Annotated in this window: 17 protein-coding genes and 1 pseudogene; 10 read left to right on the top strand and 8 right to left on the bottom strand. The window is 52.8% G+C overall.

Annotated features, from left to right (window positions below):
• The first annotated feature begins 55 nt into the window (after positions 1-55).
• On the top strand, positions 56-157 hold the full coding sequence (locus tag OSC10802_RS57080; protein WP_445727660.1) for a transposase: 102 nt from the start codon (positions 56-58) through the stop codon (positions 155-157).
• Between the two features lie 106 nt (positions 158-263).
• Here OSC10802_RS57080 and OSC10802_RS51575 read toward each other — a convergent pair whose 3' ends face one another.
• The 3 genes and pseudogenes from OSC10802_RS51575 to OSC10802_RS57240 form a co-directional block, all read right to left on the bottom strand.
• Positions 264-557, bottom strand: a complete 294-nt coding sequence (locus OSC10802_RS51575; protein WP_155968590.1) for a transposase — start codon at positions 555-557, stop codon at positions 264-266.
• Positions 558-953: 396 nt separating this feature from the next.
• Positions 954-1,343 (bottom strand): annotated as a pseudogene (locus tag OSC10802_RS51570) (transposase); the annotation flags it as partial.
• A gap of 135 nt (positions 1,344-1,478) precedes the next feature.
• Positions 1,479-1,640 carry a hypothetical protein gene (locus tag OSC10802_RS57240; RefSeq protein ID WP_512699235.1) on the bottom strand — a complete coding sequence of 54 codons (162 nt, stop codon included), beginning with the start codon at positions 1,638-1,640 and terminating at the stop codon, positions 1,479-1,481.
• Between OSC10802_RS57240 and cas2 the strand changes: the two genes are divergently transcribed.
• Both cas2 and OSC10802_RS56830 read left to right on the top strand, forming a co-directional pair.
• Complete coding sequence (gene cas2, locus OSC10802_RS0130400; protein WP_198525313.1) at positions 1,623-1,910, top strand: CRISPR-associated endonuclease Cas2, Ssr7093 family; 288 nt, start codon at positions 1,623-1,625, stop codon at positions 1,908-1,910. The genes OSC10802_RS57240 and cas2 overlap by 18 nt on opposite strands.
• 343 nt (positions 1,911-2,253) lie before the next feature.
• A complete protein-coding gene (locus OSC10802_RS56830; RefSeq protein ID WP_155968588.1) occupies positions 2,254-2,802 on the top strand; it encodes a YHYH domain-containing protein in 549 nt (182 codons plus the stop codon).
• On the opposite strand, the gene OSC10802_RS53415 is transcribed toward OSC10802_RS56830, so the two are convergent.
• Positions 2,713-2,928 carry a hypothetical protein gene (locus tag OSC10802_RS53415; RefSeq protein WP_198525318.1) on the bottom strand — a complete coding sequence of 72 codons (216 nt, stop codon included), beginning with the start codon at positions 2,926-2,928 and terminating at the stop codon, positions 2,713-2,715. The two genes, OSC10802_RS56830 and OSC10802_RS53415, sit on opposite strands and share 90 nt — an antisense overlap.
• A 111-nt stretch (positions 2,929-3,039) precedes the next feature.
• Here OSC10802_RS53415 and OSC10802_RS0130385 point away from each other — a divergent pair, with 111 nt between their 5' ends.
• Positions 3,040-3,579: a hypothetical protein gene (locus OSC10802_RS0130385; RefSeq protein WP_017720550.1), complete on the top strand. Its 540-nt coding sequence runs from the start codon at positions 3,040-3,042 to the stop codon at positions 3,577-3,579.
• 63 nt (positions 3,580-3,642) lie between these two features.
• Positions 3,643-3,969, top strand: a complete 327-nt coding sequence (locus OSC10802_RS0130380) for a hypothetical protein (RefSeq protein ID WP_017720549.1) — start codon at positions 3,643-3,645, stop codon at positions 3,967-3,969.
• 130 nt (positions 3,970-4,099) lie between these two features.
• On the opposite strand, the gene OSC10802_RS0130375 is transcribed toward OSC10802_RS0130380, so the two are convergent.
• Both OSC10802_RS0130375 and OSC10802_RS0130370 read right to left on the bottom strand, forming a co-directional pair.
• Positions 4,100-4,723, bottom strand: a complete 624-nt coding sequence (locus OSC10802_RS0130375) for a metallophosphoesterase family protein (protein ID WP_017720548.1) — start codon at positions 4,721-4,723, stop codon at positions 4,100-4,102.
• Positions 4,724-4,865: 142 nt separating this feature from the next.
• Positions 4,866-5,345 (bottom strand): GAF domain-containing protein, encoded by a 480-nt coding sequence (locus tag OSC10802_RS0130370; protein ID WP_017720547.1) that lies wholly within the window; start codon positions 5,343-5,345, stop codon positions 4,866-4,868.
• A gap of 383 nt (positions 5,346-5,728) precedes the next feature.
• Between OSC10802_RS0130370 and ccmP the strand changes: the two genes are divergently transcribed.
• The 4 genes from ccmP (at position 5,729) to OSC10802_RS0130350 (ending at position 8,893) form a co-directional block, all read left to right on the top strand.
• The gene (ccmP, locus tag OSC10802_RS0130365) at positions 5,729-6,370 is read left to right on the top strand and encodes a beta-carboxysome protein CcmP (protein WP_026098951.1); all 642 of its coding nucleotides are present in this window, start codon (positions 5,729-5,731) and stop codon (positions 6,368-6,370) included.
• Positions 6,371-6,545: 175 nt separating this feature from the next.
• On the top strand, positions 6,546-7,292 hold the full coding sequence (locus OSC10802_RS0130360; RefSeq protein ID WP_017720545.1) for a pentapeptide repeat-containing protein: 747 nt from the start codon (positions 6,546-6,548) through the stop codon (positions 7,290-7,292).
• Positions 7,293-7,527: 235 nt separating this feature from the next.
• Positions 7,528-7,968, top strand: a complete 441-nt coding sequence (locus OSC10802_RS0130355; protein ID WP_017720544.1) for a KTSC domain-containing protein — start codon at positions 7,528-7,530, stop codon at positions 7,966-7,968.
• Positions 7,969-8,170: 202 nt separating this feature from the next.
• Positions 8,171-8,893 carry an iron-sulfur binding domain-containing protein gene (locus tag OSC10802_RS0130350; RefSeq protein WP_017720543.1) on the top strand — a complete coding sequence of 241 codons (723 nt, stop codon included), beginning with the start codon at positions 8,171-8,173 and terminating at the stop codon, positions 8,891-8,893.
• Here OSC10802_RS0130350 and OSC10802_RS0130345 read toward each other — a convergent pair.
• Together OSC10802_RS0130345 and pip are read right to left on the bottom strand one after the other, a co-directional pair.
• Complete coding sequence (locus OSC10802_RS0130345; protein WP_017720542.1) at positions 8,874-9,104, bottom strand: hypothetical protein; 231 nt, start codon at positions 9,102-9,104, stop codon at positions 8,874-8,876. The genes OSC10802_RS0130350 and OSC10802_RS0130345 overlap by 20 nt on opposite strands.
• A 75-nt stretch (positions 9,105-9,179) precedes the next feature.
• A complete protein-coding gene (gene pip / locus OSC10802_RS0130340; RefSeq protein ID WP_017720541.1) occupies positions 9,180-10,130 on the bottom strand; it encodes a prolyl aminopeptidase in 951 nt (316 codons plus the stop codon).
• Positions 10,131-10,227: 97 nt separating this feature from the next.
• On the opposite strand from pip, the gene OSC10802_RS0130335 reads away from it, so the two are divergent.
• Positions 10,228-11,028 carry a DUF362 domain-containing protein gene (locus tag OSC10802_RS0130335; RefSeq protein WP_017720540.1) on the top strand — a complete coding sequence of 267 codons (801 nt, stop codon included), beginning with the start codon at positions 10,228-10,230 and terminating at the stop codon, positions 11,026-11,028.
• Positions 11,029-11,206: the final 178 nt, after the last annotated feature.

Genomic DNA, 11,206 nt, shown 5'->3' with positions numbered 1-11,206 from the left:
CTTTGAAAGCTGGGTCGGGACTCAACTTATTCCCGTTTTAAAAGCGGGCCAAATTGTGATTTTAGATAATGCCAGTTTTCATAAAGGTGGGAGGATTGAGGAACTGATTAAATCAGCGGGGTGCGATTTAATTTATTTACCGCCTCCCCAGACCTGAATCCAATTGAAAGATGTTGGGCAAGACTTAAAAACTATATCCGTCAAGCTCTCATCAGGGGTGAGGAGTTAAGGCAATCAGTTGATGCAGCAGTTTTATCTATGTCCTAACCTAAGTGCATACTGCTATAGCTGTTAGGGATGCGCAATACAAAATACTTCTTTGACTGGCTCGCCACCCGTAAAAAATTTAAACCAGAAAAGCCCCTATCCATTACTGATACGCCGTTAGAGGGCAAAGTATCTAATATCTCTTGACCGTATCTGTAGTCAGAGTCGTATCCAAAATTTATTAAGTTTTCTTCTGGAACTCCTGTGGTTAAATTTAAGGAGCTAACAAGCTTGACTTGATAGTATTCTGGCAGCCAAAGCAATTTACTTGTCAGAATAATGACGTTCAAATCAATTAGATATAATTTTTTATTTTTTTGACTACAAATTTTTCATTAAACTGTTTATAAACCATTAAAAATAGCTCTCGATTTCTGCGCTTATTAGCTTTGGATAAAATTGAAATATTGATTTCTAAGCCCCTGGCATTTAGTCGCTTGAATATATCTCTCATACTGGTCAAGCTTTTATCCATTGCATAGCTCAACCATATGGACATAAACAAGCGGGTGTTAAGGACAGGATAATCATTTGTGGGCACAGATGCCAACCATTTTTGGACAAGCTTGGGAAAAGAGTAGAGCACAGTTTGTTAACAAGATTTATTTGACACTATCCGAAAACATAGCACGTTTTGGGCGCTTTTTTGTGTCGAATTGTTAAGATTCAACACTTGTGGCATCAGGGTGGCGACGCGCTTCATAGGTCAGCCATAATAAACGCCAAGCCACAATACTGTAAGTTGCTATTGCCCTCTCTATACGGTCTGCTGTTTCTAGTTGCAGTTGTTCGAGCCGGCAACCGCTTTTTAGTACATAATGATAGCGTTCAATCAGCCATCGATAACTGTACCAACGCACGCATCGAACAGCCTCATCGAAGGCACTGACAGGTAAAGTTGTCAACAATAACCACCTAATAGGTTCTGCCAGAGGTGGTGGGTATTCTTCGAGTGCGCATATCACTTGAACTAAGACCGGCGGCAAAGAAGTTCGCCCTATGTGATGGCGTGGCGGTTGTATAGCAGTAGTCATATGGGTTAAGACAATAGGAGCTTTGGCAGCTCTGGAGCAAGGGAGGCCGGAATGTACCTTCCCTAAATGCTTACTGCTCTATAGACGTAGGGGGAGCGTCCCGCCTGCCCTGAAGGTCTAATGTTCTAACCTAAGTGCATACTGCTATAATGGCATGGCGCATCATCCCATGGCGCATCATCGTATGGCGCATGGGGAAGACTCATCGCAATACCATGCATGCGCTGATGCCCAATGCCCAATGCCCAATGCCCATTTCTGAGCTGTCTGCTGCTCTATCTGTGTCAAGTAGGTGTCAAGTTTATTGATGTCCCTCTGCTGATGCTGTTTTTGTTTTATGTTGTGGTTTACGATATTCCCTGCGACAAGCGCCGCAAAGCGGTGTCCGATTTGCTGGAGGGCTATGGGCGGCGGGTGCAGTATTCGGTATTTGAATGCGTGCTGACTGGGCCAAAGTATGAGGAGCTCCAGAAAAGGCTGAGGAAACGGGTGAAGCTGGAGGAGGACAGCCTGCGGTTTTATGTTGTGCCCAAGCACATGCTGGGACAGGTGGACACTTGGGGGGTTGGGCCACCCCTGACGCCGCCGCCCTCTTCGGTGGTTCTCTAGTGGGGGAATGGCGGGTTAGCAAGGGGGTCGGGAAATGGCTGGAATGCCGATTCTTTCGCCAACCCCCGCGTTGCCGCTCTCTGTAAGGGTTTCAGCGATTTCGGAAGGGGAAAAATCGGGTTTTGTTAGTACAAACCGGCACCCCCCCGCGCGTTCCGCGCCGCTTCGCTAACGCAAACCGCCTCTAGACTGCCGGTGTGGTAAGGATTTACAATCGAGGGATCCCCACTCGCTGGGGACTCCAAAAGAATGGAAACCAGTTTGGGCAGATTAGGGTGCCGTTGTCGGCTGGATTAGGGGTCCCCACTCGCTGGGGACTCCAAAAGAATAGAAACAGACAAATATGTTCTGCCACTGCCGTAAGGCTATCATTTTGGCAAGTGCCAGCATCTGCCTGACACTGCCAGCACCAACTCTCGCACACCCAGGCCGCACCGACGCCAGCGGCGGGCACACAAACAGGAAAACAGGCACATATCACCGTCATGGAGGCGGTGGTGGTAACGGCGGCAGCAGTAACGCCAATATTGGCGGTTATGGCGACAGTGCTCTATGCAATGATCGCAATACATGCCTGAGAGCGGCCCGCGCACACATGGCAGTCTATAACTGGAATATGGCGCGGATAGAGCTTTCGATGGCTCAATCTTTTTCTTCGCGAGATGTCGAGGTTGAAGCACTTCTATCCATTGCCGACGTATACAGCCTAGGCATTCTCTTGCCAGGCTCTTGCGCCACCCATAACGCTTGCCTTGCAAACGCTCAGAACGCTATGAAAAAAGGGGACTACCAAACCGCTTTGCTAAATTTCAAAAGGGCGCTCTACAGAAAGCCTGGAAGCGAACCGGCACACCAGGGAATCTGGGACGCCTGTCGGGCCATCTACCAGTAAATCGATCAACGCCACGCCTTGCGGCATCAGAAGTGTGGGCAGTCTCCCCCCTGAGGCTTGCCGGTCCCCACTTGCTGGGGACTCCAAAAGAATGGAAACCGGTTCCGGAGTGGGTGCAAGCGGCACAGAGTCTCGTCCCCACTCGCTGGGGACTCCAAAAGAATGGAAACCCAAAATAATGGAAACTTTGATAATATAGAACCTGTAGTAATATGAATTATCACTTTTTTCCGTGCTATGAATACTGAGACAAATTCCCCCCTCATCGAAGAGATTCTTTCCGTGTGGCAGGAAAGAATTGGGGACGACTATCCGGGGTACAGAGGGCATGTCTATCGCATGTTCAACTTCTGTCTGGCACTGCGCTCCTGCACGGAAGAAGAAAACACCAAATTGGCTATTGCCGCTTGCTTCCATGACATTGGTTTATGGTCAGACCATACCGTGGACTACATCTCGCCATCAGTAGCACAGGTCAAGCAATATTTATCTAACGCCGGCCTTGAAAGATGGTCGGAAGAAATAGGACTGATGGTCGAAATGCACCATAAAGTCCGCCCTTATAGAGATGACCGCTACCCGCTAGTTGAGCTGTTTCGTCAAGGCGACCTCATTGATTTTTCCCTAGGCTTTTTCACTTTTGGTCTTCCCAGGCGCTATGTAAACCAAGTCAAAGAAACCATACCCAACAACGGGTTTCACAAATTCCTCATAAAGGGGGCAAAAGATTGGTTTTCAGAACATCCCTTTAGTCCTCCTCCTTTTATGAAGTGGTAGCGCCTAACAAGTCGCTCTAAAGCCAAACGCAACATGTCCCCACTCGCTGGGGACTCCAAAAGAATGGAAACAAAGTTTAGGGTTGCCGCCGGCAAAATCACCCCCTGTGCCGGCACCCATCTCACCCAAGTGCCGCCCGCAAAAGCACCCCCTGTGCCGGCACCCATCTCACTCAAGTGCCACCGGCAAAAGCACCCTACTGCGGATGGAGCTCCCTTGCTCGACACCGGCACAGCAATGGACATTAGAACCGGCATCTTGCCGGCACTGCCGGTGCAGCAAATCCGCCGGTGCACCACCGGCAGCCATGCCGGCAGTCTAAACTCTGGTGGGGCATTAGCCCAACTACAAACCTTGGGCATTAGCCCAACTACAAACCTTGGGCATTAGCCCAACTACAAACCTTGGGCATTAGCCCAACTACAAACCTTGGGCATTAGCCCAACTACGAACCTTGGCGCTAAAGCCCAACTGCGAACCTTGGGGCTAAAGCCCAACTACAAACTGAAACCGCGTCGCACTACAGCCATCCAAAAGGAAGGAGCTCCCCATCAACCGCCCTGAATTCAACAGTCCTGTCCCTCTTATTATAAATAGCATAGCGCAGTTTTTGAAGCCGATCGCGACTGTAGCCAACCGCCCCCACCGAAATAATATGCCGGTCCTCTCCCTCCAAGAGAAAAGGTTCCCCATACTTGAAATTATAACATGTCGCCGAGCCGAACTCCTCAGACCTTTCCCCAAAAATCAGAGGCACGTGAACGTGTCCCACAAACACCAACCTGTGCGGCGTTTCATCAAACACATTCCAAGCCTCAATGCAATTGCTGACCTTATTCTTCTTGCGGGGAGAGATATGAGTGTAAACCGCATCATCTTCCGCCACACTCTCCGGAAGCTGCATCAGGAAACTTCGCACATCCTCAGCCAACACCAAATCATTGAACTCATCATGGTTTCCCCGCACGCAGACAATATGATTATCCCTGAAAAACCGGACAACTTTATCATTGAAATTCCCCCCATCCACCAAATCCCCCAAACACACAATCCTGTCGCACCGGCACCCTTCAATATCCGCCAAAACCGCCTGCAACCCAGCCCAATTCCCGTGAATATCCGAAATTATAGCAATTTTATCCATATTGATTCACCAAACAGTCCCCCCTTCAGTTTACCCACCGGCAAGCCCCGCCATAGCAAGATAAACCCCTCTTCTCTTAGCCCCCTCCCCGCGTGCGGAGAGGGGGGTTGGGTGCCGGGTTCCCCGGATGCCGGTGAAAAGCCTAACTATCTCGGATAGCCGGTGCCATTGCCAAAGTTTCCGCAGCTTTTTGCATCGCTTCAATATCCGACGCAACCCAGCAGCGAGTGTCCTGACAGTGATGAGCGATGAGCAGCCCCCACAGCCTTTTCCTATTGAGCACCGGCACAACTAAATTAGAGCGAACCCGCAGACTGCGGAGAAACTGCCGGTGACAATCTTGAATAGATTCTACTTCAATATCAGCAATTCCCCGCACCCGTCCCGCTTGGTACATTGCCGCATATTCACCATTAAAACACTCATCCGGCCCCTTCATCCCCAAAATAGACAGATCGCTAGAGCTCAAAGACTCAAAAGTGACCTGCCCATTCCACTCCCGATAGAAATAATACAAAACTGTGCGATCAACCTGGATAACCGCTCTTAAATAACTCACCGTTTCCTGAACCAAAAAGTCCCGAAAGAGATTAGAAGAGAGCCGGTTGATAACGTGTTGCATTCCCCGGATCGGGCATAAGAAAAATTGTTGAACTTCCGCCCTGATTATACAGCCAAGTAGGGTGCGGATGTGCGGCTCGGAACGCACCCCGGCACCCCCAAAACCGAGCGGAACCGGCACCCGCGCAACCCCAACGCTGGGGAACCGGCACCCGCCCAACCCCAACCAGGGTGCTGCACTCTTGACTAACGCACGCCACTCTTGTGCTAATTTAACTTGGGTGGCGCAGTCTCGGCTAACCCATCCTACTGCCTGGGTGGATGGAAGTCCCCACTCGCGGGAGACTCCCAAAGAATGGAAACATCAAGATCGCCGGCGTGAGATCCGGGTAGCGCTTGTCCCCACCCCCCGGGGACTGCAAAAGAGTGGAAAGGAGAACAGCTTTGGGTATAGAACTGCGCAGTTATGTATTTCTCGACAGCTTGCAGCCCCAGCACGCGGCTTACATCGGGACAGTGGCTTTGGGGTTCTTGCCGCTGCCGGGGGATACCTCGCTGTGGATCGAAATCTCACCCGGCATCGAAATTAACCGGATTACCGATATCGCCCTGAAAGCCGCCTCTGTACGTCCGGGGGTGCAGGTGGTGGAGCGCCTTTATGGCCTCCTGGAAATTCATTCTAGCCGGCAGAGCGACACGCGAGCTGCAGGCAAAGCGATTCTGGAGACGCTGGGAGTCCACAGGGACGAGTGTCTCAAACCTCGCGTCATTTCCAGCCAGATTATCCGCAACATTGACCCCCACCAAACACAGCTGATCAACCGCACCCGGCGGGGGCAGCTGCTGCTGGCGGGCCAAACCCTGTACGTCCTGGAAGTCGAACCGGCAGCTTATGCAGCGCTGGCGGCGAACGAAGCAGAAAAAGCCGCCGCCATCAATATCCTGGAAGTTCAGGCCGTCGGAAGCTTCGGACGCCTCTACCTCGGCGGCGAAGAGCGGGACATACTCGCCGGCTCCAGGGGGGCGCTGGCGGCGATAGAAAGGGTGGCCGGTCGGGAAAATCCCCTCAGCCGGCGCAAGGAATAGCCCGCCGGTGCTGGCCCAACCGGCTGCCGGTGCGAACTCACAGTAATTTCAGGCGCAGCCTCAGGATAAAGTCAAAATTGGGGCGTTGACCCTTCTCACTCCCCCTCCCCGCCGTCGAGGAGGGGGTTGGGGTGCCGGGTTCATCCGGCAATTAATTCAGCAAAGGAGACAGATAATGGTAAATACAGAGCACCTCGCCATACTAAAGGAGGGTGCGGTAACATGGATTAAGTGGAGAGCGAGCAACCCCCACGCAGAACCAGACCTGAGCGAAGCGTATCTCGCCGGCGCTAACCTCAGAGGTGCCAACCTCTGCAATGTTAGCCTGAGACGGGCAGAGCTGTCCAGCAGCAAACTGATTGCCGCCAATCTCAGCAGCGCCAACCTCAGCTTGGCCAACCTCAACGAAGCCGAACTGATGGAAGCTAACCTCAGCCAAGCCAACCTCACCGGCACCACCCTGATGGCATCTGACCTCAGAGGCGCGGATCTGTGCGATGCCAACCTCATAGGGGCCGAGTTCAGGGGGGCCAACCTCAAAGGCGCGGATCTCAGTGACGCCAACGCCACCGGCACCGGCTTCAGTGGGGCCAACCTCACCGGCGCGAACCTCAGCAATACCAACCTCAGCAGCGCTAAGCTCCACGAAGCTGAGCTGATGGGAGCTTACCTTTACCGGGCGGACTTTTCCAAAGCGTCCTTGTGTCGGGCGCACCTGAATGGAGCTTACCTTTTCCGGGCGAAGCTCAGGGAGGCTGAGATGGCCGGTGCTGACTTGCGATGGGCCAATCTCACCCGCGCTGACCTCAGAGGCGCGAACCTCAGAGGCGCGAATCTCCGAGGCGCGAATCTGACTAAGGCTGTCCTGACCGGCGCTAACCTCCAGGGGGCAATTCTCCCGGATGGCACAGCTCACGATTAGCCGGTATTTTTTATATTGAACCGCCAAGACGCCTTAGACGCGCTAGCGGCTTGCCCGTTGGGTAGGTCGCCAAGGAAGAGGAGAGAGTGTGCCGGCTCCTGACGGGGAGCGGAGAAATCTCTCGCCCCGCTACTTGACGAAAAAATCAACGCACGCTAAGATAAGGGTATAGGCTCTCTATATGTGATGTAAACAGCACTTGACCAATCCTGCGGAATAGGAAGGGAGAATCGGCATGAGGCTAGATAAGATTGACTTAAGTTCTGTCGTGGCTATCGGTCACTCTGACGGGCAATTGCAGGTGTTAATCGACCGGGGCGAGGAGATGGAATATCTGGAACTGAACGCCCCCTATGCCGCGTACCAGGGCCTGCAACAGCTCGCCTATATTGCTAATAATGACATCTCGTCCTTTTCCGATGAAGAGACAGAACTGCCGGCAGGAAAAGAGCCGATCGCCATGCTGCCGGTGCGCTCAACGATGGCCTCAGCGATAGGATACGATGAAGACCGGCAAATTTTGCAAGTCGAGTTTTATAATGGGGCGGTCTATCAATATTCTGGTGTCGAAAGTGAGACTTGGGAAGACTTGCTCGACTCAGACTCAATAGGAAAATTTTACAACTCCGAAATCAAAGGCTATTACGACTGCGAGCGTGTTGAGGACAGAAAGTAGGGTGCGTTCCGCGTCATTCATTCTCGCACACATAATGGGAGGGACTCGCACGCGGAACGCACCGCTACAGGGGGGTGCGCTCCACCTTATCACAAATAAGGGGTGCGGCGGAACGCACCCTACAGATGCTAAATAATTTGTGAAATCCTCTCCCTTTCCTTGGCGCTCTTGGCGTCTTGGCGGTTTATTAAAAAACGAAAAAATGGTAGCAGCAGCACAAGAAAGATTACAGCGCTCAAAAAAGAACCTTCAAGAACATCTAGGTACAGGAAAAGTCAAGTGGTTCCGCCGGCACCTTGGGGCGTGGGGCGACCGGCACTTTCGGGACTTCCCCTGGCGCAGGACAAAAGACCCCTATGCGATTTTCGTAGCGGAGTTCTTGCTGCAGCAAACCAATGCCGCAAAAGTAGCTCCCATTTACCAGACATTTGTGGCGCGATATCCCACGCTAGGGGATCTAGCAGCAGTGCCGGTGGGAGAAGTGGTCAGTCTGTTGCAGCCGCTCGGTCTTTTTGGACGGGCGGAGCGACTGCGCCGGTCAGCGCAAATCGTGCTGGAAAAATATGGGGGAAAATTTCCCCGCACAGAAGCGGAACTGCTGGAACTGCCCGGAGTTGGGCCATACATTGCCCGGTCTGTTTGCGCCCACGCCTACGGACAGCCCTTAGCCGTTCTCGACACCAATGTCGCCCGAATCTTAGAGCGATTCTTTGGATTGGAGGGAGGTCGGGTGAAGTGGCGCTCCAGTTTGCTTTGGGAGGCAGCCCTTGCAGCTGCTCCCAAGAAGCAAGTTGGAGTGTGGAATTTGGCCCTGCTGGACTTTGGGGCGGCAGTTTGCACCGCCAAGAACCCTCGCTGCGCCGAGTGTCCCCTGCGCTCGCAGTGCGACTGGGCGGCGCAGCAGATCAGGACTCCCTGTCCTTAGCAACTTGGCGGAGGGCTGCTTTCCACTCTGCAGCTTCCTCGACAGTTTTGGGATATTTGCCAACTAGGTCTATTAGCTCAGCGCGAGGTTTGGCTCCCAACTCGCCTTTTGTCCGGTTTCCCAGCAGGCAAATCGCTCGCAGCAGATCCTCGGACTCCCGGGGAACTAAAGGGGGTAATTTGGGTTTGTTGGATTTGGATTGGGATTTCATTACAGTCGTCCTCGTGTTGGCGATCCGACACTTTTTAATTTACCGCACAGTTCGTGTCGGTGGCGAGCTGTGGGCTTAAGGAAAGCCGGCAAATTTGTCGGTTGCCTCAATCAGGGCGCTGCGAATGCCCGGTTCGCTCATGGAGTGACCGGCATCCGGGACGATCCTCAATTCAGCTTCTGGCCAGACTTTATGCAGCTCCCAAGCGTTTTTCACCGGACAGACCATATCGTAGCGTCCGTGAGCAATAAAGCCAGGGATGTGGCGGATGCGCCCAGCGTTGAGAAGCAATTGATTTTCCGGCTCGAAAAATCCCTTGTTGACGAAGTAATGGCATTCAATGCGGGCAAAAGCCTCGGCAAATTGCGTCTCCCCAAATCTTTGCACCAGCTGGGAATCAGGCAGCAGCCGGCTGGTGCTGCCCTCCCAGATTGACCAAGCGCGGGCGGCTTCAAGTCTGATTTTTGGGTCAGGGCCGGTCAAGCGCTTGTGATAGGCTGAAATCAGGTCGGAGCGCTCCTCTGGGGGAATCGGTTTGAGATACTCTTCCCAAGCTTCGGGGAAGATGTAACTGGCACCTTCTTGATAGAACCACCGCAATTCCTCCTGTCTTAGCATGAAAATGCCGCGCAGAATTAGCCCAGAGCACCGGGAGGGGTGGGTTTGGCTGTAGGCTAAGGACAGGGTGCTCCCCCAACTGCCACCGAAAACAGTCCATTGATCTATGCCTAAATGCTCTCGGAGTTTTTCAATATCGCTGACCAAATCCCAGGTGGTGTTTTCGCGCAGTTCGGCGTGGGGGGTGCTTTTCCCGCAGCCCCGCTGGTCGAACATTACTGTACGCCACCGGCTGGGGTCAAAATACTGCCGGTAAGAGGGCAGGCACCCACCGCCGGGACCCCCGTGCAGCACGATGACTGGCTTTCCCTGGGGGTTGCCAGATTCTTCAAAATGCAGGGTGTGCAAATCGGAAACTTGCAAGGTTCCCTGTCTGTAGGGTTCGATTGGGGGGTAGAGCTCTCGCATTTTTCTGGGAACCACCGCTGCCGGTGGCTGATAAGCATTTGAATTGTCCGATTTATGCTAACATAAGAGAGGGGAATAAGTGTCGAATAGCCCAACTATGCGGATTTTGTCTAGCGCAGAGGTTCAGGTTGCGAGTACAGCGTCGTTTACCTACACTCCACCCAAGGCTGCGATTGCGGCTGAGCGAATTTTGGTCAAACCCAACTTGGGGTATCCGGTTAAGCCGCCGGTGACTGTCAGTGTGGGGGTGTTGGGAGAGGTGTTGCGCGGGTTAAGACAAGCGAGTCCGAATGCGGAAATTTTGATTGTGGAGGGAGTGTGTTCGCCAGTCTCTTTGGCAGAAATTATCAGCCGCAATGGGGTTTGCAGGGTGCTGGATGAGGGGATGCGGGTGCTGGATGCTGACACGCTCCCGCTGGCGGATTATCGGAATCTCTCGCCGGTGCCGGTGCGCTTCAAATCGATGCTAGCACCGGCACTGCTGGCTGAAGTGGACTGCCGGATTGCGGTGGGCGCACTGAAACGCACTCATTTGAATGGAGAGCCGCTGATTTCGGCTTCTTTGAAGAATCTGTACGGGCTGTTTCCGCGAGCGCACTACAAAGCGCGAAGTCCCAATTCGCGAGGGCAGCTGCACCGGCCATCTGTGCCTTTAGTTTTGCAAGATGTTTATTTCTGCATTGGGCATTTATTTGATGGGGCGGTTGTGGATGGCGACCGCAAGTATTTCAGTGCGGACTGGAAGCCGGACAGAGGAAAATCTGTGGTGTTGGGGAAGGTGTTTTGGGGGGACGATTTGATTGATGTGGACAGGGAAGCTTGTCGGGTTGGCGGGGAGCCGGTGCCTGACTATCTGGATAAGATTGACGGTTTGCGAGCTGAGTGGATGAACGGTTGAGATTCCTTTCTCGACTGGTGGGAGAGTTGGGGGTGTGACCTCATCAATAGGGGCTGGAATCGAGGTTGCAGACGCCTTTTTTGAGGCGCTTTACAGGTGAGTAAAACCGTACATTTTCGGGATAAAAGCCGCATTTTTTGGCAAGTTGATGGCAGAGTTATTTTGAGTTAAAATAGAG

This window comes from Kamptonema formosum PCC 10802 (genome assembly GCF_000332335.1).
Taxonomy (GTDB): domain Bacteria; phylum Cyanobacteriota; class Cyanobacteriia; order Cyanobacteriales; family Oscillatoriaceae; genus Oscillatoria.
Note: the sequence above shows the minus strand (reverse complement) of the source record. Positions and strands in the feature narration are given on the sequence as shown.